At 63.4% G+C, this 23,181-nt stretch carries 15 protein-coding genes; 6 read left to right on the plus strand and 9 right to left on the minus strand.

All coding sequences use genetic code 11. From position 1 onward, the window contains the following. Positions 1-20 precede the first annotated feature (20 nt). Complete coding sequence (locus ACMGGN_RS07685) at positions 21-1,349, minus strand: hypothetical protein (protein ID WP_115274593.1); 1,329 nt, start codon at positions 1,347-1,349, stop codon at positions 21-23. A gap of 314 nt (positions 1,350-1,663) precedes the next feature. On the opposite strand from ACMGGN_RS07685, the gene ACMGGN_RS07690 reads away from it, so the two are divergent. After that, positions 1,664-4,612 (plus strand): M66 family metalloprotease, encoded by a 2,949-nt coding sequence (locus ACMGGN_RS07690; RefSeq protein WP_414156635.1) that lies wholly within the window; start codon positions 1,664-1,666, stop codon positions 4,610-4,612. Between the two features lie 63 nt (positions 4,613-4,675). Here ACMGGN_RS07690 and mobA read toward each other — a convergent pair whose 3' ends face one another. Next, positions 4,676-5,251, minus strand: a complete 576-nt coding sequence (gene mobA, locus ACMGGN_RS07695; RefSeq protein WP_119687164.1) for a molybdenum cofactor guanylyltransferase MobA — start codon at positions 5,249-5,251, stop codon at positions 4,676-4,678. Positions 5,252-5,373: 122 nt separating this feature from the next. Here mobA and ACMGGN_RS07700 point away from each other — a divergent pair, with 122 nt between their 5' ends. Further along, a complete protein-coding gene (locus tag ACMGGN_RS07700; RefSeq protein ID WP_115274596.1) occupies positions 5,374-5,724 on the plus strand; it encodes an HU family DNA-binding protein in 351 nt (116 codons plus the stop codon). A gap of 59 nt (positions 5,725-5,783) precedes the next feature. Here the strand turns inward: ACMGGN_RS07700 and ACMGGN_RS07705 are convergent, their stop codons facing one another. Both ACMGGN_RS07705 and ACMGGN_RS07710 read right to left on the minus strand, forming a co-directional pair. Then, positions 5,784-8,912, minus strand: a complete 3,129-nt coding sequence (locus ACMGGN_RS07705; RefSeq protein ID WP_414156636.1) for a multidrug efflux RND transporter permease subunit — start codon at positions 8,910-8,912, stop codon at positions 5,784-5,786. Positions 8,913-8,923: 11 nt separating this feature from the next. After that, positions 8,924-10,099: an efflux RND transporter periplasmic adaptor subunit gene (locus ACMGGN_RS07710; RefSeq protein ID WP_046785972.1), complete on the minus strand. Its 1,176-nt coding sequence runs from the start codon at positions 10,097-10,099 to the stop codon at positions 8,924-8,926. Between the two features lie 173 nt (positions 10,100-10,272). Here ACMGGN_RS07710 and ACMGGN_RS07715 point away from each other — a divergent pair, with 173 nt between their 5' ends. Together ACMGGN_RS07715 and ACMGGN_RS07720 are read left to right on the plus strand one after the other, a co-directional pair. Further along, a complete protein-coding gene (locus tag ACMGGN_RS07715; protein WP_039601547.1) occupies positions 10,273-10,974 on the plus strand; it encodes a response regulator transcription factor in 702 nt (233 codons plus the stop codon). Positions 10,975-10,980: 6 nt separating this feature from the next. Further along, on the plus strand, positions 10,981-12,279 hold the full coding sequence (locus ACMGGN_RS07720; protein ID WP_115274599.1) for an ATP-binding protein: 1,299 nt from the start codon (positions 10,981-10,983) through the stop codon (positions 12,277-12,279). A 63-nt stretch (positions 12,280-12,342) separates the two neighbouring features. Here ACMGGN_RS07720 and ACMGGN_RS07725 read toward each other — a convergent pair whose 3' ends face one another. Genes ACMGGN_RS07725 through wecB form a run of 4 tightly spaced genes read right to left on the minus strand, consistent with a single transcriptional unit; the run spans position 12,343 to position 19,506 of the window. Then, positions 12,343-13,182: a DUF4434 family protein gene (locus ACMGGN_RS07725; protein ID WP_414156637.1), complete on the minus strand. Its 840-nt coding sequence runs from the start codon at positions 13,180-13,182 to the stop codon at positions 12,343-12,345. Further along, positions 13,182-16,184 (minus strand): phage receptor, encoded by a 3,003-nt coding sequence (locus tag ACMGGN_RS07730; RefSeq protein ID WP_414156638.1) that lies wholly within the window; start codon positions 16,182-16,184, stop codon positions 13,182-13,184. The genes ACMGGN_RS07725 and ACMGGN_RS07730 overlap by 1 nt, the downstream gene beginning before the upstream one ends. Next, a complete protein-coding gene (nrfB, locus tag ACMGGN_RS07735; RefSeq protein WP_414156639.1) occupies positions 16,181-18,355 on the minus strand; it encodes a cyclic di-3',5'-guanylate-activated glycosyltransferase NrfB in 2,175 nt (724 codons plus the stop codon). Before nrfB ends, ACMGGN_RS07730 begins: the two co-directional genes overlap by 4 nt. Further along, the gene (gene wecB / locus ACMGGN_RS07740; protein ID WP_115274603.1) at positions 18,352-19,506 is read right to left on the minus strand and encodes a non-hydrolyzing UDP-N-acetylglucosamine 2-epimerase; all 1,155 of its coding nucleotides are present in this window, start codon (positions 19,504-19,506) and stop codon (positions 18,352-18,354) included. The genes nrfB and wecB overlap by 4 nt, the downstream gene beginning before the upstream one ends. A gap of 188 nt (positions 19,507-19,694) precedes the next feature. Between wecB and ACMGGN_RS07745 the strand changes: the two genes are divergently transcribed. Together ACMGGN_RS07745 and ilvA are read left to right on the plus strand one after the other, a co-directional pair. Next, the gene (locus ACMGGN_RS07745) at positions 19,695-20,126 is read left to right on the plus strand and encodes a PACE efflux transporter (RefSeq protein WP_414156640.1); all 432 of its coding nucleotides are present in this window, start codon (positions 19,695-19,697) and stop codon (positions 20,124-20,126) included. Positions 20,127-20,310: 184 nt separating this feature from the next. Further along, positions 20,311-21,873 carry a threonine ammonia-lyase, biosynthetic gene (gene ilvA, locus ACMGGN_RS07750; RefSeq protein WP_080952106.1) on the plus strand — a complete coding sequence of 521 codons (1,563 nt, stop codon included), beginning with the start codon at positions 20,311-20,313 and terminating at the stop codon, positions 21,871-21,873. 96 nt (positions 21,874-21,969) lie between these two features. On the opposite strand, the gene ACMGGN_RS07755 is transcribed toward ilvA, so the two are convergent. Continuing rightward, a complete protein-coding gene (locus ACMGGN_RS07755; protein ID WP_404602429.1) occupies positions 21,970-23,157 on the minus strand; it encodes a hypothetical protein in 1,188 nt (395 codons plus the stop codon). Positions 23,158-23,181: the final 24 nt, after the last annotated feature.

Here is a 23,181-nt window from a genome sequence, read left to right on the forward strand (position 1 = left end):
AAGGCGGAGCCTTTGTCTGTTCATGGCACCAGCACCACGTCTTCGCTGTCGCTACCGCCATTGGCACTGGTGACCTGCACCTTGGCCGGCGGGATGGGCGACAGGGAGGTGCTCAACGTTTTCACCGCACCGCTGCCAGCGAGGTCGCCGATCAGCGCACCGTTGCCGGTGTGGGCGGTGAGGACCGGTGGGCTGGTCTCGTCACTGGTGCTTGCCACCAGGGTCAACTGGCCGCTGGCCAGGCTGAATTCGGCACGGGTGATGGTCACCAGGTCGGTCAACGGCAGGTTGACGGTGGCCAGGCTGCTGGTGGGGATCGCCACACTGTTGTCAGCGGTCAATGTCAACGAGGCCGGCAACAGCGGGTTGAGGACTGACTGGGCATACCAGGCGCCGGTACTGTTGGCTTCGGTCAGGCTCAGGTTTGGCGTCTGGCTGGTCAGGGTGACGGTGGCCGGAGGCGGCGGGGCCATCACGAAGACGTCCTGCTGGGCACGCAGGTCGCCGTCCTCGGTGTGCCGCGAATAGGTACTGCGCAGTGGCATCAACGGGGTTGGCCGGGCAACGTCGGAGAGCTTGCCGGAGATCGAGAACAGCTCGGTGCGCAGGTCGATGCCACCGGGGCCCTCGATACGCACGTAGTTGGTGTTGTACGGGCTGCCGGTGACAGGCTCTTCCAGGTTCGGGTCGCCGATGAAGCGCTCGCTGCCCTCGGTGTAGGGGCCGTTGACGCTGCGCAGGAACGGCCCCACGTCACCTTTGAGCGCGCCGCTGAAGTCACCGGCGCCGGCGATGCCGATATCGCGGGTCATGTTGATCGCCCGATCACCGGCGGCGGGCACGTCGAACACGTCGACGCCGTAGGGGTGCGTGACGATGTAGGTGCCGGCGGTCGGCACATCGACGCGGATACGGACCCGGGCGAAGCTGACCTGATCGCCTTCGACGGGTTCCTCAGCGGCGAACGCCGCTTCGATGGCCGTGCCGTAACTCAGGTCGATGCCGCGGGCGGCATCGACGATGGCGGCGTCGGCGGTGAACCAGAAGGCTTCGTCAGGGAAGTTGCTGGGGAAAACGATGGGTTGTGTGTCGTCGAATACGCCAGGCGTGGGCAGCAGCGTACACATGTACGCCGGTGCCCCCGGGGCGCCAGCAACACGTGAGCTGACGGTTTTGGTCAGGCACAGGTCAAGGGTTCGCCCGTGCGTGTCCTGGTACCAGGCGGCGAAGTTGCCATTGGCGGGGTTATAGGGACCGGTGTCGACGGCATACAGCGCTGCCTGTGCCGGGAGCTGGAGCATGCTGGCGAAAATCGCCACGGCCAGCGGTGTGGGTATCGGTCGGTGCATGAGTCATTCCTCCTGCAAACGGGCCCATGGACTTGGGGCGTCTGGGAGGACATCGGCAACAGCCGTGCCAAGTGCGCGAAATGGTGCTGCAGGGTTTATAGCGCAAGGGGTGCGGTACTTCGCGCGTCGTTGTTTGAAACGTGTTGTTTGGGTGCTGTTCCCCAGGGTTGGGGGACGTGGGGCTAGAGGGTGTGGGGCGAAAGTCAGCTGCGCAGAGGGCCTGTATTGCGCACCACAGCCTGGCAATTTTGCCAGTATCGGCCAACAGCAAAGGGCGCCCATAGTTGAATAAATGACACGCTGAAGGGGGTTACATGGAAACAGTACTGGCTCTGACGATGCGGGATGACTGCCTTTATGTAGAACCTTACACAGGAGATATTTCTCAACATTTCCGGGTGGTGCCGCAGAACGATGGATCAATAGGTATCCGTGCTCTGCGGTATGACGCAGCACTCACGATGTCGGAGGACGACGTCTGGGTGTCGCCCTATGGTGGGAATGCATGGCAAAGCTTTGAGTTGCAAGCATACGACGATGGTACGTACACGCTGCATTCAATGAACTATCCCGCCGTACTCGAAATGACGGATGCAGGGGCAGCAGCCAAAGCCCATGCGCAGAAGGACAGAGCCCAGAGGTTTTATCTGGAGAGCAGGCCTGATGGCGGGGTGGTGATTTATAAAGCCAGCGTGGTTTTTGATACCTGCGGCAACACCAATCATTTGCAGGGCTCATTGGCAGCCCATGTAAAGTTTGCTCAGAGTCAGATTGTTCCTGTGACGCCCAGTGTCGGGGACGAGCAGCCCCATCTGGTGGCAGGGCGCACAGCATTGCTCTTGGTAAAACCGTTAGGAGCATTGAAAGACCGGATTGAAAGCCTTGAGGTCAGCGTTGTCGATAGAGACGGCCGTTTATCAGGGGTGCTGCAAATGAACAGCCCCTATGATTTACCTGAGACGGTGTACAGTGTCGCAAGCGATGCGGGTGATCTTGACTTTTCCCTCCCGCCAGAGGACCCCTATGTCATCAATAGCAGCAGCGAGTTGGATCGCCTTGATGATCCCGCAGCTACTTATTTGAAGGCAACGTTGAGGTCGCACGATTGGGTGGTGATTCAGACGGGCGATGGGAGTTGGGTGAGTGATATTTATTTACCCACACAAGAAGTGGTTTGCGGGCAGCGGGTGAGCTTCAACTCAGCGGCTGGCTACAGTTCGACTGTGTTCTATAGCGGTCGCTCAGTCGTTGTCTCCAAAGGGGAAGAATGCCAATTCATCTTCGCTGCTGGGCAATGGATCAGTGATCACGAATGGGCAAATCGAATGCTGGTCTATTCGGAAAATACCTGGAGTATCGAAATTCCAGGCGCATGGTTGAACCCCGGTACATCAATGCGTTTCAGCGCTGGAGATCTGCTTGGGACACTGGGCAGCGTAGCGGTGGGCGGGCGTACTGAGTTGCTGATTCATACCATCGATATTGGCATGCTCACGCCGCCACGTGACGAGTACGCGTTTGCAAACGAACCGGATGCCCACACTGAATATTTCCAAACCATTCCCGTGGCCCGGATGATCGTAAGCAACTATCAATCTCTGCACTTGCCGGAAGTCATGTTGCCAGATGGGCAATTATTGACTGACTTTGACCCAAGCGAGGGTGGTTGGCATAGCGGCACAATGCGACAAAGGATCGGTAAGGAGCTGATATCTCTAGGCATCAATAACGCTAACTATGGGCTCCACAGTACGCCCGGGGAGGGCGAGCAGAGCCCCTATGTTGCAGCACAGCTCACCGCACACAATAGCCAAGGGAGATACGTGAATGGTATTCAGGTGCACGGCGGGTCGGGAGGGGGAGGCATCGTCACGCTGGATGACTCACTGGGCAATGAGTTCAGTCACGAGGTTGGGCATAATTACGGACTGGGCCATTACCCTGGCGGGTTCGGCGGCTCCGTACATCGCCCCGCGCAGGCTTTGAACGCGACGTGGGGCTGGGACATGCGCCTTGGTCAGTTCATACCCAACTTCCGGGCGAACATTACGCAAGAACCCACCTGCGTCGAGGATCAGTGCCAGGCGCCTTTTCATGGCCATGCCTTCGGTCTCGACCCGATGGCGGGCGGCGCACCGATGTCCCATTCGAACCGTTTCACGTTGCACACGCCTCATACCGCGGCAATCACTCAGGAATTCTTTGAGGGAAAGGCAGTTTTTGCGTCTGATTCAGCGACAGGCTTCCGCCGCTGGAGTGCCCTTGCTCAAGGCATGGAACCTTACGCTCACAGAGTTGACTTACGCCCCCAACTAACAGCTCCCAACAACGACTTGAGCGAAGCTGCCCTGTCGGCCTTGTTCGACCTCAATACCGTGGTGAGGGTCGAAATGGAGGATGGAAACTGGGCGCCGCGTATTGAAGTTCCGCGTGCTGCATCCTCCAATGCCAACTGCGTGATCACCTTCAATCATGACGCCGGTTACAATAGCCAACTGTCCATCAATGGTCAGACGTTGAACATCGGGCGAGGGTTTTTCAAGAGCTATCGCTCGAACGGGGCAACCTGGATAGAGACGATCCTGTTAGACACGAGCATGGCGCGAATCACTGTGCCAAACAATGACTTGAGTCAGGCTAACCTCCAGAGCCTGTTGGCCGGTTTCGCCGTGCTCAATGTCGTGATGCGCGACGGGGACTGGGGGCCTGCCATCCACGTGCCTCCTGCCTCTGAGTTGAACGAGCGCCGGGTTATCAGCATTGATCAGGGGGCCGCGTACCAGACGCAGCTTCATATCAATGGCCTGATTTTGCCGCTCTCCCAAGGCTCCCTGAGACTGTATATGTCTGAGGGGGGAACCTGGCGTGAGTACACCCATGCAGAGGATGTGAGTGTTGAGCGCGTGCCGCAAAAGTTCGGTGTACCCATCACTACGCTGGTGGGTTACTACGACCCGCAGCGTGAGTTACCACACTATATTTATCCCGCTTTGCATGGTGCCTACGGCTTCGTCTACGAGGATGACAGTGGTGCATCCGCAAACCCTGGCTGGCAGCTTTGGGTAGTCACGGTAGCTGGGGTGCGGCGCTACAATCTGCCCGGCATCCGTCTGCAGGCGAATGTGATGAACAAATTCCATGTCAATCTCGATACTTCTGATCGGCCCGAGAAAGTGCAGCTTGTGTATCGGGGTGAAACGCTGTTCACGCGTACTCTGGAGCCCCCCCAGGAGGAACTGGTTTACACGATCAATGGTGAATGAGGCGTGTGCGCAGTGTAGATAGCAACCAGGTCGCTTGCGCATCGCCGGCTCAAGCGACCTGGCCTAGTCCTGCAGCAGATCTGGGCTATTGAAGTTGCTCAAGCGTGGGTCACCCACGGGGTATTCCAACCCCTCGACCGGCGCGTGCAGCAGGGCCTTTTGCAGGCTCCTCTCTCCATCCGCCCAGGCCTGCCTGAGCAACGGCAGCAGCCTGCGCGGCAGCACGCTGAACATCGGCTGCCAATACCCACCCTGACGCGCCATGACCGCACTGTCATTGGCCACTGCCAACTGCAGCAAATCTTCGATCAAGTGGGGGTCGATCAGCGGTGCATCGCATGCCAGCACCACCACCCACGCATGCCTCGCCGCTGTCAGGCCGGCAATCACCCCAGCCAACGGGCCTGGGAAGTCCGCTTCTGCATCGCAGACCAGCTGATCGGAGAACGGACGATAAAAGTTGTGGTTGCGATTGCAGGAGATCACCACATCGTCGCAAAGGGGCCGCACCACCCGCTGCACATGCGCCACCAGCGGCTCGCCGCGCCAGAGAACCAGCCCCTTGTCACGGCCACCCATGCGCTGGCCACGGCCACCGGCGAGGATCAACGTGGTGAAGGGCGGTAGGGGTTTGGTCATTGGGCCGGTTCCTGAACGTAGGGCAGCGAACCCTCCCACGGTGCAGTGCAATTGTCCAGGCTGGGCGGTAAGCGGCGACCTGGCATTTTTGCCAGTTGTGCTGATTGGTCGATCTTCATTCAATGGTATCAGTGGCAGGCAACGCACAGGCCCATTCAGGTACGCCAAGGAGCAAAGACTTGAACAAAAGTGAATTGATAGCGGACGTAGCACTCAAGGCTGACCTTACCAAGGTCGAGGCTGGCAATGTTGTCGAAGCGCTGATCGAAGCCATTACCGAGTCATTGGTCAAGAAAAGGGAGGTCAGGCTGGTTGGATTTGGGTCTTTCACAACCGATGTACGGCAAGTGCGCAAGGGGCGTGATCCAAGAACGGGTAAAGAGATCCAGATCAAGCAGGCCACCGTTGTCAAATTCAAGCCTGGTAAAGGGTTGAAAGACGCCGTGATGGGACAGGATCAGGACAGTCAATAGCCGCCTGCACCGCCCAGTGGAGGGGGGCAAAGGGGGCTGGCAATGCAGCCCCACTGGCCTCACAGATTCTCGACGTTTGTCAACTTGCCCTCGGCCGGTTCTTGGCGAGTTCGGCCTAAACGCATCACCACCACAAAAAACACCGGCACGAACACCACCGCCAATGTGGCGCTGAGCATCCCGCCGATCACCCCGGTGCCAATCGCCTGCTGGCTCGCCGAACTGGCGCCGGTGGCGATGGCCAGTGGCACCACGCCGAGGATGAATGCCAGCGAGGTCATCACGATCGGCCGCAGGCGCAGGCGGGCGGCCTGCACGGCGGCGTCGACGGCATCCACGCCCTGCTCCACCAGGCTTTTGGCGAATTCGATGATGAGGATGGCGTTCTTCGCCGACAAGCCTATCAGGGTGATCAGGCCGACCTTGAAGAACACATCGTTGGGCATGCCGCGCAGGGTCACCGCCAGCACTGCGCCAAGCACGCCGAGCGGTACCACCAGCAGCACTGCAGTGGGGATCGACCAGCTTTCGTACAGCGCCGCCAGGCACAGGAACACCACCAGCAGAGACAGCGCCATCAACAGCGGTGCCTGGCTGCCGGACAGGCGCTCCTGCAGCGACAGGCCGGTCCATTCCAGGCCGGCCCCGGCCGGCAATTGCGCGACCAGACGCTCGACTTCGGCCATGGCCTCGCCCGAGCTATAGCCGGCCGCCGGCTCACCAGAAATCGACACGGCCGGGTAGCCGTTGTAGCGGGTCAGTTGCACCGGGCCACTGACCCATTTGGCCTGTACGAAGGCGCCTAATGGCACCATCTTGCCGCTGCTGTTGCGCACGTGGATCTTCAGCAGGTCCTCGACCTGGCTGCGCTGGTCGCCTTCGGCCTGCACCACCACCCGCTGCATGCGGCCCTGGTTGGGGAAGTCGTTGACGTAGTTGGAGCCCACGGCGGTGTCCAGCACCGCGCCAATGTCGGCGAACGATATGCCCAATGCATTGGCTTGGCGGCGGTCGATTTCCAGCTGTACCTGCGGGCTTTCGGCCAGCGAAGCTTCGCGCACGTTCACCAAGACCTTGCTTTTCCCGGCGCCGGCCAGCAGTTCGTCACGCGCCGCCATCAGCGCGGCATGGCCCATGCCACCCCGGTCCTGCAGGCGGAACTCGAAACCGGTGGACTCCCCCAGCCCGTCGATGGGCGGCGGCAGCACAGAGAACGCTACCGCATCGCGGATCCGGGAAAATGCGGCGCTGGCGCGGTCGGCAATCGACTGGGCGCTGTCGTCGGCGCCACGCTCGGACCAGTCCTTCAGGGTGGTGAAGGTCAGCGCCGCATTCTGCCCGCTGCCGGAGAAGCTGAAACCGAGGATCACCGTGGTGTTGCCCACCCCGGGCTCCTGGGCATTGTGCGCCTCGATCTGTGCGGCTACCTGCTCGGTACGCATGCGGCTGGCACCTGGTGGCAGCTGGATGTCGGTGATGGTGTAGCCCTGGTCTTCAGTGGGCAGGAACGCCGTGGGCAACTGGCTGAAGCCGTAGCCGAGCACCGCCAGCAGCACGCCATACACCAGCAGGTAGCGGCCGCTGCGCTTGAGAGCCTGCACCACCCAGCGCTCATAGCCGTTGCTCATGCGTTCGAAACTGCGGTTGAACCAGCCGAAGAAACCCTTGCGTTCGTGGTGTTCGCCCTTGGCCAGCGGCTTGAGCAGGGTGGCGCACAGGGCAGGGGTCAGGCTCAGGGCCAGAAACGCTGAGAACAGGATCGAAACCGCCATAGACAGCGAGAACTGCTGGTAGATCACCCCGACAGAGCCTTTCATGAAGGCCATGGGCAGGAACACCGCCACCAGCACCAGGGTGATACCGATGATGGCGCCGCTGATCTGGCCCATCGCCTTGCGCGTTGCTTCCTTCGGCGGCAAGCCTTCCTCGGCCATGATCCGCTCGACGTTCTCCACCACCACGATGGCATCGTCGACCAGGATGCCGATGGCCAGGACCATGCCGAACAGTGTCAGCACGTTGACCGAGAAGCCCAGCGCCAGCATCACGGCGAAGGTACCCATCAGCGCCACCGGCACCACCAGGGTCGGGATCAGCGTATAGCGCAGGTTCTGCAGGAACAGGAACATCACGGCGAAAACCAGCAGCATGGCTTCGAACAGGGTACTGATGACCTGCTGGATGGAGACCTTGACGAACGGTGATGTGTCATAGGGGATGTCGTACTTGACTCCCTCCGGGAAATAAACCGACAGCTCCTGCATCTTCGCCCGTACCAGGGTGGCGGTTTCCATGGCGTTGGCGCCCGGCGCCAGCTGCACGCTGAAGGCGCTGGCCGGCTTGCCGTTCAGGCGTGTGCCGTACTGGTATTCCTGGGCGCCGATCTCGACCCGCGCCACATCGCCGATGGTCACCGTCGAGCCGTCGGGGTTGGCCCGCAGCACAATGGCGGCAAATTCTTCCGGGGTGCTCAGCTGGCCCTTGACCACCACATTGGCGGTGATTTCCTGGGTGCTGCGGGCAGGCAGGTCGCCGATGCTGCCGGGCGCCACCTGGGCGTTCTGTGCGGCGATGGCGTTGGCCACATCGTTGGGCGTGAGGCTGAAGCCGATCAGCTTGCCCGGGTCGATCCAGATCCGCATGGCACGCTCGGAACCGTACAGCTGGGCTTTGCCGACGCCCTTGAGGCGGCGGATTTCGTTCATTACGCTGCGGGCAAGGATGTCCGACAGGGCGGTTTCATCGAGGCTGCCGTCTTCAGAGGTCAGGGTGCCGAGCAGCAGAAAACCGGTGGACACTTTTTCCACTTGCAGGCCCTGCTGGGTCACCGGGCGCGGCAAGCGCGACTCGACCACCTTGAGGCGGTTCTGCACGTCGACCTGGGCCAGGTCCGGGTGGGTCCCCGGCTCGAAGGTGGCGGTAATGGTGGCGCTGCCCAGGCTGCTCTGCGACTCGAAGTACAGCAGGTTGTCGGCGCCGTTGAGCTCCTGCTCGATCAGGCTGACCACGCTCTCGTCCATGGTGGCTGCGGACGCCCCCGGGTACACGGCATAGATTTCCACCTGCGGCGGGGCTACGTTGGGGTACTGAGCCACCGGCAGTTGCGGGATGGCCAGGGCGCCGGCCAGCAGGATGAACAGTGCGACCACCCAGGCGAATACCGGGCGGTCGATGAAGAATTGCGGCATGGGTCAGGCCCTCACTGGCCGTTGTGCTGGGCGATGGGTTGGCTGCCCTGGGCAGTGTCGACCTGGACCTGGTCACCGGCCTTGACGTGTTGCAGGCCCTCGATGACCACACGCTCGCCGGCGGCCAGGCCTTCACTGACGATCCAGCGGTCGCTTTGGGCGTTGCCCAGTACCACCTGGCGCTCGCTGATGCGTGCCTGCGCGTCGACCACCAGCACCTTCGGCACCCCGGCGCTATCACGCAGGATGGCGCGCTGCGGTACGCTGATGCCTTTGGGCTGTACGGCCTGCTCCAGGCGCACGCGCACGTAGCTGCCGGGCAGCAGGTCCAGGTCAGGGTTGGGGAACTCGCTGCGCAGGGTGATCTGGTTGGTGCTTGGGTCCACGCTGATGTCCGAAAACAGCAGTTTGCCGGGCAACGGATAGGCACTGCCGTCATCCTGGATCAACGTGGCGCTTGCCTCCCCATTGCCTGCCTGCTGCAACTCGCCAGCACGCAGCGCACGGCGCAGGGTGTTGAGCTCGCGGGTCGACTGGGTGACGTCGGCGTGGATCGGGTCCAGTTGCTGGATGGTCGCCAGTGGCGTGGTCTCGTTCTGCCCCACCAGCGCGCCTTCGGTGACCAGGGCGCGACCGATGCGCCCGGAGATCGGTGCGGTAACCGTGGCGTAGCCCAGGTTCAGGCGCGCCCGTTCAAGCGCTGCCTTGGCAGCGGCCACTTCGGCGTCGGCCTGAAGGAACGCCGCGCGGGCATTGTCGTACTCCTGGCGGCTGACGGCCTTGTCGTCGACCAGTTCGCGGTAGCGTTGCTCCTGCAAGCGGGCCTGGTACAGGTTGGCCTGGGCCTTGGCCAGTGTGGCGCGGGCGCTATCGTGGTCGGCCTTGAACGGTGCCGGGTCGATCAGGAACAGCACGTCGCCTTGCTTGACGTCGCTGCCTTCGCGGTAGACCCGCTTGAGCACCACGCCCGCCACCCGCGCGCGCACCTCTGCGGTACGCGGGGCGAGAAGGCGCCCGCTGAGTTCCGTGCTGATGGCCAGGGGCTGGAGCTGCAGGGTTTCTACCCGGACCTGGGGTACGGGGGGCTTGGCGTCCTGCTCTTCGGTGTCGTTGCACCCGGCAACGGACAGGGCCAGAAGCGCCACGAGCGCCACGGGGCGCAGGCGATGGATAAGGATGATAGGCATACGGATCTTCCGATGATGACCGGCCGTATGCTAAGGCAGGCAGGGCACGGGTGCCTGTTAATACCTGTAGGACGTGTGTGAAAAAGTGTGAAGAAAAATCCTGCACTCGTGGGGATTCTATATTCTTGCCGCTACATGCCTGTATTGGCCTCCCTCTGCTCGTACCAAGCCCTATGCCAAACATTCTTCTGGTAGAAGACGACAGCGCCCTGTCTGAATTGATCGCCAGCTATCTGCAACGCAACGACTTCCATGTGCGGGTGATCGCCCGGGGCGACCATGTGCTGGACGCGTTCCGGCAAGACAAACCCGACCTGGTCATCCTTGACCTGATGCTACCGGGTATCGACGGCCTGCAGGTGTGCCGCCTGCTGCGCCAGGAATCCCAAAGCCTGCCGATCCTGATGCTGACGGCCCGCGACGACAGCCACGACCAGGTATTGGGACTGGAGATGGGCGCCGACGACTACGTCACCAAGCCGTGTGAGCCGCGGGTGCTGCTGGCGCGGGTGCGAACCTTGCTGCGCCGCAGCAGCGTCCATGAGCCGCGGCTGGACAGTGAGCAGATCCTGATCGGTGGCTTGCGCATCGACCTGGCCGAGCGCCTGGTCTGTTGGCGCGGCGAAGAGGTGGAACTGTCCAGCGGTGAATACAACCTGCTGGTGGTGCTGGCGCGCAACGCCGGGGAAGTGCTGAGCCGTGACCGCATCCTTCAGCAACTGCGCGGTATCGAGTTCAACGGCACCGACCGCTCGGTGGATGTGGCCATTTCCAAGCTGCGGCGCAAATTCGATGACAGTGCCGGCGAAGCGCGCAAGATCAAGACCGTGTGGGGCAAGGGTTACCTGTTCAGCCGCGTCGAATGGGAGTGCTGAAGCGACATGCTGAAGATTCTGGTGCGCCTTTACCTGGTGATCATCGTCGCCTACGCCGGTGCGCTGCTGTTGATTCCTGACGCCATCGTCGGCCTGTTCCATGACCGCTTCGTGGCCTACAACCTGGACCAGGCCAAAGGCGTGCAGTCACTGATCGTGCGCCAGTTCCGCCAGGCCCCGCGCGAGCAATGGCCTGCGGTGGAACAGGAGCTGGCCGAGGCGTTCGCGCCGCTGCAGGTGACCCTGTTGCGTACCGATCAGGCCAGCTTGAGCGCGCCGGAGCAGGCGCGTCTGGCGCATGGCCTGTACGCAGTGCGCATCGGCGAGTGGGGCTATTACGAAACGGTGCTGGCGCCGCTGGAAGAGGGCTGGCTGGTGAGCCTGCACTCGCCACCGGACCCGCTGGACATCAACGTGCTGTCTTGGGGCGTGACTGTGCTGATCGGCGCCGCCATGCTTGGCTGCCTGCTGTTGTGGGTGTGGCCGCACTGGCGCGACCTTGAGCGGCTCAAGGAAACGGCCAGGCGTCTGGGCCAGGGGCAGATGGCCGAGCGTACGCACATTTCTCCGCATTCGAACATCGGTGAACTGGCCGGTGTATTCGACACCATGGCCGGCGACCTGGAGCGCCACGTCAATCAGCAGCGTGAGCTGCTCAACGCCGTGTCCCATGAGTTGCGCACGCCGCTCACTCGCCTGGACTTCGGCCTGGTGCTGTTGTTCGACGAAGTGCCGCCCACCAGCCGCAAGCGCCTGCTGGAGCTGGTCGGGCACGTGCGCGAGCTGGACGAACTGGTGCTCGAACTGCTGTCCTACAGCCGGCTGTACAACGCCGACCAAGCCCGTGAGCGGGTCGAGGTGTCGTTGCTTGAGCTGGTCGACAGTGTGCTCGGCGGCTTTGCCGAAGAGCTCGACAGCCGTGGCATTGAGTGGGAGGTACGCGCCGAAGGTTCTCTGCCGCGCTTCGTGCTTGACCCGCGCCTGACGGCCCGCGCGGTGCAGAACCTGGTGCGCAATGGCATGCGCTATTGCGATCAGAGCCTGCTGCTGCGTTTGCGTCTGGAAGAGAGCGGTGCTTGCCTGTTGACGGTAGAGGATGACGGTATCGGCATTCCGGTCGAAGAGCGTGAGCGCATCTTCCAGCCGTTCTACCGCTTGGACCGCAGCCGTGATCGCAATACCGGCGGGTTCGGCCTGGGGTTGGCGATCAGCCGGCGAGCCATCGAGGGGCAGGGTGGCTCGCTGACGGTGACGCAGTCGGCCTTGGGTGGTGCACTGTTCATGATTCGCTTGCCAGCAGGTTAGTCCATGGCACCGGCTTCGCCGATGATCGCCGGCTTGCCGGCGATGAGGCCGGTGCAGACAGTATCAATTCTGCGTCAGAACACCCCGCGCCCAGGGCCGGTAGCGCAGGGCAAACACCGCCTCGGCATGGCATCCGCCGGTCAGCTTCGGTTGCGCAGCCTGCGCCTTGAAAGCCTGCCCCGGCCCACTCACCTGGCGAAATGCTTCACGCACCACGCCCACGCGGCAAGGCAAGGCCTGTTCATAGCTTTGGCGCACCAGCGCCGGCAGCCGCCCGGTGCCAGCGCCGTCCTGCCACCAGACGCTCACGCCCAGGCCTGCGAGCTGGTCCAGCCAGGCGCCGTTGACCCGCGGCGCCAGCTTGCCGGCACTGAAGGCACTGATGTGCAGCGGTTTGTCCAACTGCCGGCTGAACGCCTGCAACTGGCTGTACAGCGCCTGACGACGGGCCGTGTCGCGAAAGTGCAGGTCGTCCAGCTCCATCGGCAGGTACCAGCCAGCCACCTCTATTTGCCAGTGCTGGCGCACCTGCCGGTACTGGCTCAGGGACCTGCCCAGCTGGGCTTTCCAGTAGCTGCTCAGCCCATCACCGTCGAGTGCTTCGATGCGCTGATAATAGGCCGGGTCCATGTACAGCCCGAGCACCAGCTGCAGGCCTTGGGCATGCGCCTCGCGCAAGCTGTTGGCCAGCCAGCCTTGGGCACCACCGAAATCGCTGTCGCCATAGGCGCTCCACTGCACGATCACGGTCTTGCCGCCCTGGGCCACGGTGGCACGCCACAGTTGCTGCCATTGGGCGGGGCTGACGCTGGCGTCGCGGTTCAGCGGTTGATAGAACAGGCGCTGGTCGGCCACGGCCGGCAGGCTCAACGCAAACAGGCAGATGGCCAGAAAGGTACGCATCAGAAGTTCATCTCCGCGCCGACCAGCACACCATTGGCGCGCTGGTAAAGGTTGCCACCCAACGACTGCTGATACTCGGCGCGTACTTTCAGCGAGCCGCGGTAGGCGTTGTAGCGGTCATCGTCGAACCACCATTGCCAGCGCACGCCCACGCCGGCGCGGGCATCCTGGCGCCAGTCGTTGCTGGGGTCCTGGCTGGAAAACTCGAGGAAGCCATAGGGCATCAGGGTTTGCGGCGAAGTGCCGGGCAATTTCCAGGCATGGCCCTGCTGGTAACGGGACAGCCAGGCATGGTCACCGGCACGGGTCCACCAGGCAGCGTCGAGGTAGAGGAAACGCTCGTTCCAGTCGTCCTCGTCTACCCGCCAGTCGTTGCGCCAGTCGCCTTGGTCGAGAAACGAGGCAGTGGCGCGCAGCAGCAGGTCGTTGCTCGACTCGGCGTTGTGGCGCAGGTCACCCCAGTTGCCACCGACCTTGGCCGGGCTGAGCAGCTCACCCAGGCTCAGGCCGCTGTAGTGCTCGGTGTCGATCTGCCGTTGGTGGTAGAGCTCGGCGTACAGGTTGAGGTTGGCCTGGCCTATCGGTTTGTAACGCAGGCCGACACCGGTGCCCATGCTTTGCGCGTAGTCGCTACGGCTTTGCCCGCCGAACAGCACGCGGCCGTACACCGACAGCGTGCTGCCATTGCGGCTGGGCTCTTCGCCCAAGGCATGGTCCCACATGGCCAGTTGCACGTTCTGCGACTGTGCCCGGCGCGAGCTGCCGCTGCGCACGCCGTCGTCGAGGAACCTGTCGTTGGTCGAGATGCCGGCTGGCGACCAGGTGCTGGCCAGTGTCACGGTGTCACGCCGCGCCAAGGTTTCGTGGGCGCGCCGCTGGCGGTATTTACGGGCATCGAGGCTGCCGTATTCATCATCGCCGTCGACAAGGTCCTGCTCCACATCGATCACCCGGCGCAGCTCGCGGCGCGCCGAGGCGCTGTCTTCGGTTTCGTCGTAGCGCACGACCAGGGTTTCGCCGAGGCGGTAGTCCTCGGGGAAATCGCGGGTGGCGCGCTGCAGATACGGGATCGCCTGGCGGCGGTCGGTCTTGTCTGGCGAGCTGGCCAGGCGCATGCCGTAGTCGGCGCGATAGCGTGGCTGGTTGGGGGCCAGGCGCACCGCTTCGGCCAGCCAGGCAGTGCTCTGGGCGCTGTCGCCGGCCTGTTGTGCGGTGTTGGCGGCTGCGTAGTAGTGGACGGCGCGCGGGTTGTGTGCCAGTGCCTGGCGCTGAAAGCCAAGGGCGGCCTGCAGGTCACCCTGGCGCTGGGCGATGGCGGCGCCCAGCGCCCAGTCATCAGCGCGGGTGTGCGCAGCGGCGTCCCAGTAGCGGCGGGCGGCTTGCGGGTCGCCCGCGTTCAGCGCGCCGGCGGCGGCGGTCAGGCGGGCGTTGTCGTTCCAGGCGCTGTCCGGCAGGCTGCGCCAAATGGGCAGGGCTGCGGCAGAGTCACCTGCAGCTTCCAGGGCATAGGCCAGTGGCAGGCGGTTGCCACTGTCGCCCAGGCGCTCGGCGGCCTGGTAATAGACCACCGCTTCACCCGGCTGTTCAGGCATGGCGCAGCGCCCCAGTGCACGGTATTGCCCGGCTTCGCTGGGGCTTGCCGGCACGGCCTGGCGCACGGTGTCGCATTGCCCGGCCTCGGCCAAGCGGCCGAGCAGTTGGGCACGGCTATTGGCATCCACCTGGGGGATCAGGCTGAGCATTCTGCGGCTGTCCAGCTGGCCGTCCTGGCGAGCATAAAGATTGCCCAGGCGCTGCAGCAGTGAGGGTGTCAGCCGTCCTTGACGCCGGTCGTAGGCCTGTTCCAACAAGGTTCGGGCGCGCTCGTCGTGGCCTTGGCGCACCAGCAGGAAGGTCGCTTGCTCAAGTGCGGCCAGCTCGCCCGTGCGCCGGTAACGGTGCTCCCACCCGGCGGCGGTGCGCGGTTGTGGCGGCGCTGCCGGGTCGCCGTAAAGGCGCTGCTTGAGTATTGCGTAGGCGCGTGGTTCGGCGCCTGCAGAGCAGTCCTTGAACTGTTCTCGGGCAATGTTCGGGTCGTGCCGTGAAAGCCAGTCGACCGTTTCCAGGCAGGGCCGCTGCAGCTCGTTGCTCAGGCGCCTGAGCAGCGGCGCATCGTTGCCTTCGCGGGCCAGCTCCCAGAGCTGCTGGCGCTGTTCGGGCTGTTGCAACTGCTCGGTGGGCAGCATTTGCAGCCAGCGCTGGGCCTGCTTGCTGTAGCCCATTGCGATGGCGCGGTTGGCCATGGCCAGCCGGGTCTGGGTGGCCATCTCGGGGGAAGGCGCGCTTTGCAGCAATCGGGTCAGGCCTTTTTCATCGACCTGCTGGACGTAGGCGTTGGCCAGGCGCTGCCAGGCATCCACCGGCAATTGCCCCTTGTCGGCCAGAGGCTGCAGCTGATCGATGGTGGCGTTCCAGTTGCGCAGCTGTTCGGCGAAATTGGCCCTGGCCAGGCGCAGCACCTGGCCATCGCCGCGTGGTGGCAATTGGTTCAGCCAGTCCAGGGCCCTGCCGGCGCCGCCGAATTTGGCCAGGCTCAGGCTGTAGGCCTGCCACAGGCGTACCCGGTGTGCGCCGTCAGCTGTGGCCAACCAGCCCTCCACCTGGCTGGCCGCGGGTGGGTCCTGCTCGATCCAGGTCAGGCGCAGTTCAAGCAGGGCGTCGGCATGCTCCGTGCCGCTGCCAAGCTGCTCGGCCAGTGCTTCTGCTTCCTTGTAGCGGCGCTGGTGGGCCAGGGCCTCGACCAGCAGCGCGCGCGCTTCGTCGTTGTTCGGCACCCGCCCGAGTACATGGCGGGTCAGGCGCTCGACTTCGGCCCAATTGTCCTTTTTTGCTTCGCGGTAACCGCGCTCCATGAACGGGTAGCTGGTGAACCGCTGGAAATCGGTCATGGGCGCGGCCAGGGCAGGCAGGGCGGTGGTGCACAACAACAGGCCGGTGAGTGTGAGGGTAACGCGCGGCTTCATGCCACCTCCCTGATCAGGTCAAAGGCGGCCTGCTGTTCGCTGGCCTGTTCTTCGAGCGCCTGCTGCAACACGAGCTCGGTGATGATGCCGCGCGCGATCAGGTGTTCGCCAAGGCTCTGCTGCTCGGGATCGAAGTCGATCAGGGCCTGGTTGAACAGGGTCACCGGGACCATGCCGCGCACCTGCAGCAACGCACCGAGCATGACCTGGTGGATACTCACCTGCTCGATCAGTTCGGCGTTGTCCTGGTGCCGTTCGAGCACTTCGAGCATCTGCCGGGTCTGGTCTGTCTGCCAGGGGCTGGGGTAGTGGTAGCGCAGGCCCAGGGTCACCCGGCCTTGGGGTGCCAGGCGGCAGCTGACCGGGCGTTTGAGCTGGCGGCTGATCACCCCCAGCGAGACCTGGCTGACCGGGCTCTCGCTGGCCAGCACCAGCGTATTGCCGTCTTCGGCCACCGGCAGCACGCCGTAGTGCGTAGCCAGCCGGCGCGGCAGCAGGGCGATCAGTTGCGGGTCGAGTTTGAACGGGTTGAGCGGTGCCCATGGCAGGTCGAGTTGCTCGGCCAGGGTCTGCACCAGCTGTTCGCTGGTCAGCCAGCCACGCAGCAGCAGCTCGCGGCCCAGGCGCCGCCGCACCGGGCTGGTGATGGCCTGTTCGAGCTGCGCTTCGCTGATGTAGCCTTTGGCGACAAGGCGGTGGCCCAGCGGAGTGCGGGCCGGTGAGGCGATGGCGGGGAACTCGTGGGTGGTCTTGTCCCAGGCCACCCGGCGTGAATCGCCCATCTCCATCACTTGGCGCAGGGCGCGCAGGTTGGCAAAGAAGTTGACGAAGTTGCTCCACATCATCCGGGGGGCCGACAGCAGCCCCTCGCCGATGCCGTAATAGCGGGTGACGAACCAGCCGCGCTGGAACAGGCGGTTGATCAGCATCAGGCCGTTGAGCCAGAGCAGTGTGGTCAGCAGTTGGCTGTCGCTGAGGATCGACATGAAGCGCCAGGACTGCGGCGCAATCACCGTAACCAGCCACATGGCCAGCAGCACCAGCAGCAACAGGTTGACCAAAAAGCCCAGCAGGTAGGCGAACAGGCCCCGGCGGTCCCGCCAGAGGAAGTAGTTGAGCGCACCTGTTCGGCTCCAGCCCAGGTTGCTGGTGCCCTGGAACACGATGCCGACGATCCACCGGGACTTTTGCCGGATGGCATGCTGCCAGTCACGCGGGAAGTGCTCGCGCACGCAGATCACCTGGGCGAACTCGCGGCTCATGCCGGGGCACCACTCGTGCTTGAGGGCCAGTGCAGGGTCGGTAACCGAGTAGCGGGCAAATATGCACTTCATGCCCTTTTGCTTCAGGCGAAAGCCGATGTCGTAATCCTCGGTCAGGCTCTGCACGTCGAAGGCGATGCCGTCACCGTCTTCGAGCAGGGCGCTGATGGCGCGGCGGCTGAAACAGGTGCCGACACCGGCACTGGGCACCTGGCCGGTCAGCGCTTCGCGGACGATGACGTCCTTGCCGTGGTTCTCGGCGAACTCGTCCACGTAGTGCCCGGCGGTGAAGCCTTTCCACTCCGGCGCATAGGGGTACACCGGGATCTGGATCATGTCCTTGGCGGGCAGCAGGTAGTTGAACAGCCTCAGCTCCATGGGCGAGATAACGTCCTCGGCGTCATGCAGGATGAAGCCTGCGAACTCGATACGTGCGTCGTCCTGGAAGCGCAGGATGGCATCGATGATGTTGTTCAGGCAGTCAGCCTTGCTGGTGGGGCCGGGGCGGGCGCAGACCACCTTGTGCACGTTGGGGTAGTGCAGGCACACGGCATCGACGTCGGCCTGGGTTTGCGGGTCGTTGGGGTAGGTGCCGACAAAGATCTGGTAGTTTTCGTAGTCGATGGTCGAGGCCGCCAGGCGCGCCATTTCACCCACCACGCCCACTTCGTTCCAAGCCGGGACCATGATCGCCAGGGGTTTTTCCGGCACCTCGAACAGGCGCTTCTCGTCCGCCCTGGCGTTCTTGTCATAGATACGCAAATGGCGGAACAGCTTGCGGCACCAGTAGCACAGGTCGATGAACAGGTCGTCCAGGCCGAGCAGGAACATCAGTGCGGCGAGGATGATCGCCAGGATCTTGAGGCCAAACAGTACGTAAGTAACGAAATCGATGAAAGCCAGGCTCATGCGTCATCCCGTTTGGTTACGCTTTCCTCGAACCAGCGGCTCAGGCGCTCGGCGATGATTTCGCTGGCGTGGCCGTCACCAAAGGGGGTGAATACGCGGGCCATGCGCGCGTAGGCCTGGCCATCGTCCAGCAATTGGCTGGTTTCCTTGACGATGCGCTCGGTCTGCGTGCCGACCAGCTTCACCGTACCGCCTTCGAGCACCGACGGCCGTTCGGTGACCTTGCGCAGCACCAGCACCGGCTTGCCCAGTGCCGGGGCTTCTTCCTGGATGCCACCGGAGTCGGTGAGGATGATGTGGGCGCGGTTCATCAGCCATACAAAGTGCTGATAGTCCTGCGGGGCTACGAGGTGGATGTTGTCACGCCCCGAGAGCAGGCCGTAGACCGCTTTCTGCACTTGCGGGTTGAGGTGAACGGGGTAGACGAACTGCACATCGGGGTAGCGCAGTGCCAGTTCGGCCAGGGCCAGGCAGATACGTTCGAAACCGGCGCCGAAGTTTTCCCGACGATGGCCGGTGATCAGCACCATGCGCTGATCGTCGTGCAGTTTGTGCAGGGGTGAGTCGGCGGCGGGCTGCCACGCGGTTTCCATCAGGTATTCGCGCATCCACAGCAGGGCGTCGATGACGGTGTTGCCGGTGACCTCGATCTGTTCCAGCGGCACGCCTTCGCGCAGCAGGTTGTCGCGGGCCTTGGTGGTGGGCGCAAAGTGCAGGTCGGCGATCACCCCGGTCAGGCGCCGGTTGGCTTCCTCAGGCCAGGGTTGCTGCAGGTTGCCGGTGCGCAGCCCGGCCTCGACGTGGCCGATGGGGATGTGCCGGTGGAAGGCGGCAAGGCCGGCGATGAAGCTGGTGGTGGTGTCGCCATGGACCAGCACGATCTCTGGCCTGACCCGTTCATAGGCCTTGTCGATCGAGTCCAGCAGGTCACGGGCAAGGCCGTTCAGGGTCTGATTCTGGGTCATTACCTTGAGGTCCTGATCGACGCTCAGGCCAAAGGCGGTCAGCACTTGTTCAAGCATCTCGCGGTGCTGGCCGGTGGAACAGATGTGCAGGTCGATGTCGGGCCACTCACGCAGGACCCTGGCCAGTGGGGCCATCTTGATCGCTTCTGGGCGGGTACCGAATACCATCATGACGGTGTTGGCCATCGTGTTGTTCCTCGTACGATTCCCTGGACGAAGGTGTACGACCTCGCGCCACTTGCAATGGGTAGATACAAGCAGTCAGGTGCCGGGTTGTCCAATGCACGGTTGTGCGTGGCCGGGCCAGGTATTCAGGCTTTTGCTTGCCAGCGGCTTCTAGTAACGTGGTAGGCCTTTTCGACAGGGAGCTGAAGATGCAAGGCAAGGCACGCAAGATCGTCCAGGCCATCCTCTACGAAGCCATCGCCGTGGCCTGTGTGGCGCCGGCACTGGAACTGGCGTTCGGTGCCGGCATGGCCCAGTCGACCGTGCTGTCAGTGTTGATGTCGGGCATTGCGATGAGCTGGAACATGGGCTTCAACTGGGCTTTCGAGCGCTGGGAGGCGCGCCAGCACCAGCGTGAACGTACCTTCATGCGCCGGCTGCTGCATGCCTTGGGCTTCGAAGGCGGGCTGGTGGTGATCCTGCTGCCGCTGGTGGCGTACTGGCTGGATGTCAGCCTGTGGGCAGCGTTGCTCACCAACATGGCGTTGTTCATGTTCTTCTTCGTCTATGCCTTCGTGTTCCAGTGGGGTTTCGACAAGGTGTTCGATGTGCCGCTCTCGGCACAGCAAGCCAAGTGTTGACACGCCAAGGTACAGCGGGATAAGTTCCCACCCCATGAACACTTTCCCGCATGTGAACGCCATTATTATTACCGCCATTATCAGTTTGGCGGGCTAGCGCGTACGTGCACCGAACCCGCCCTGGAGGCGGGTTTCTACTCTTCGACTCCTGGGCAACGTGAAAACAGCCAAGGAGTTGCACCCGATGACCAGCCTCAACGTCAGCCCCCGTACCCCGCTTACCCCTCAGCAGCTGCTGTCGGAGCAGGTGCGGCGCATCTTGTCTGCGCCGGTGTACGACCTGGCCATCGAGACCCCATTGCAAGCGGCGCCGGCGTTGTCCGCCAGCCTGGGCAACCAGGTATTGCTCAAGCGCGAAGACCTGCAGCCCACGTTCTCGTTCAAGATCCGCGGTGCCTACACCCGGCTGGCGCGCCTGACCCCCGCTCAGCGCGAGCGTGGGGTGATCACCGCATCGGCAGGCAACCACGCCCAGGGTGTGGCGCTGGCGGCCTCCCATCTGGGCATCAAGGCGACCATCGTCATGCCGACCACCACGCCTTCGCTGAAAATCGAAGGTGTACGTTCGCGGGGTGGGCATGTGGTGCTGCACGGTGAAAGCTTCCCCCACGCCCTGGCCCATGCACTGACCCTGGCCGACAGCGAAGGCGCTACCTTCGTGCCACCTTACGATGACCCTGACGTGATCGCCGGGCAGGGCACGGTCGGTATGGAGATCCTCCGCCAACAGCCGGGTGCGCTGGATGCCATCTTCGTGCCGGTCGGGGGCGGTGGCCTGGTGGCAGGGATCGCCGCGTACGTGAAGTACCTGCGCCCCGAGGTCAAGGTGATCGGTGTCGAGCCGGAAGACTCCAATTGCCTGCAGGCCGCCATGGTTGCGGGGGAGCGGGTCATCCTGCCGCAGGTAGGTACCTTCGCCGATGGCGTGGCGGTCGCCCAGGTCGGTGCGCACTGTTTTGAACTGTGCCGGCATTTCGTCGATGAGGTGGTGACCGTCAGCAGCGATGAGCTGTGTGCGGCAATCAAGGACATCTATGACGATACCCGTTCGATCACCGAGCCGTCCGGCGCGCTGGCGGTCGCTGGCATCAAGAAGTACGTGGCCCGCGAAGGCGCACGGGGGCAGACGCTGGTAGCGATCGACTCCGGTGCCAACGTCAACTTCGACCGCCTGCGCCATGTGGCCGAACGTGCCGAGCTGGGTGAGCAGCGCGAGGCGATCATTGCCGTGACCATCCCCGAGCAGCCAGGCAGTTTCCGGGCCTTCTGCCAGGCGCTGGGCAAGCGCCAGATCACCGAGTTCAACTATCGCTACTACCCCGGCAAGGAAGCGCGCCTGTTTGTCGGGGTGCAAACGCACCCGCTGCACGACCCCCGGGAGAAACTGCTGGCACACCTCGCCGAGCAGGGTTACAGCGTGCTCGACCTGACCGACAACGAGCTGGCCAAGCTGCATGTGCGCCATACCGTGGGTGGCCATGCGGCGCCGGGAGCCGATGAGCGGGTGCTGCGCTTCGAGTTCCCGGAGCGTCCGGGAGCGTTGTTGGGCTTCCTGGAGCGGCTGGGCAAGCGCTGGAACATCAGCCTGTTCCATTACCGCAACCACGGCGCGGCCGAAGCCCGGGTGTTTGCCGCGCTGGAGGTGCCCGAGGATGAGCAGGCAGGGCTGCCGCTGGCGCTGGATGAGATGGGCTATCGGTACTGGGATGAGACCGAGAATCCTGCTTACAAGCTGTTTCTTGGGTGATCGGGCGCTGTTGCGATCGAGCGCCGCGCGGGCCGCGCTCGATCGCAACAGCCCAGCAACATCCTGGCCATAGGCCGGCCCGCCTCGACTGCTAGCTCAGCGCTCGCGCATGAAGAACCCGGCCACAAACTTGCGGAATGTCTCCAGGCTCTTGAAGTCGGCGTACCGCTTGAAATTCTCGGCATCCGGTTCCGGCCCGACCGGCTGCTCCAGCAGCGATACCGACAGCACGCGGTCCTGGTCGGAGGTCAGCACCAGTTCATCCATCACCTGGCCACCGATCACGGGCCTTCGCATCTGCACCTTGACCCCCTTGCTGGCCATCCAGTCGATCAACGACACCAAGGCCTTGAGCGGTTCACGCTCCTCGTCGCGGTAAACCGGGAACAGGTGAGCGCGCGACAACACTGGCACGCTGGCCACGTGGATCAGCTCGTAGAAGTGACTGCCTGCGCTGGTGGGCGAGTACAGGATCAGCGCCAGCAGCGGCCCTGACACCCGGCTGCCACCCCAGTACAGGTGATGCCCCTGGAAGTCGAAGCCATCCTCACTGCGGTTGTTGAACAGCTTGCGCCCCTTGATCTGCTCGACGCAGTCGAGCAAAAGGCCATGGCGGCGATGGTTGCCGAATACGGTAGCTTCGCGCAGGCGGGCCTTGAGCATCATCATGTGCTTCATGTCCAGCCGGGTTTCAAGGTAGTTGCTGGCGGGCACGCGTTCGAGCAGGGGGTAACGGCTGGCGACACTGCGCAACTCGGCAAACTGCGCGGTGAGGTCCTTTTTCAAGTGCGTGGCATACAGGTTCAGGCCGCTGGTTTCGATCCAGGTCAGCAGCAGCGAGAGCAGGCGCTGCTGCTCTCGGCCTTCCTTGCCATCCTGGGCAGCGCCACTGTTTTCGCTGGCCTTGCGAAAATCACCGAGCAGGCGCAGTGGCGTGTCAGGGGCCAGCCAGGCGGCGGGCGGGGCGGGGTCTTGCTCGCGTTCGGCGGCCTCACGCTCGTCTTTGCTGAACGGGCAGCCGGGCGCATGCTCGGCGGTGCCGGGGTTGTTCTTGAGAAACAGTGTGCCGGTGCTGCCATTGAGGGTGACATTGAGCACCGGCAGGGCGTCCTTGCGGCAATCGCAGGCCAGCCACTGGTTGGCGCTGCGCACCTTCATCAGTAGCTGGTTGGCCTGTAACAGGCCGGGGCCAATGAGGGTGCCGGTGGCGAATGCCTGCAGCAGTTCCTCTTCGGCCGGGGTCAGGCTACGTACCTGCGCGGCGGTTTTGTCGATGATTCGCATGAAGCAGCTCCAAGCTACGAGCCA

Source organism: Pseudomonas sp. BNK-30 (assembly GCF_047456185.1).
In the GTDB taxonomy this organism is placed as follows: Bacteria; Pseudomonadota; Gammaproteobacteria; order Pseudomonadales; family Pseudomonadaceae; genus Aquipseudomonas; species Aquipseudomonas putida_E.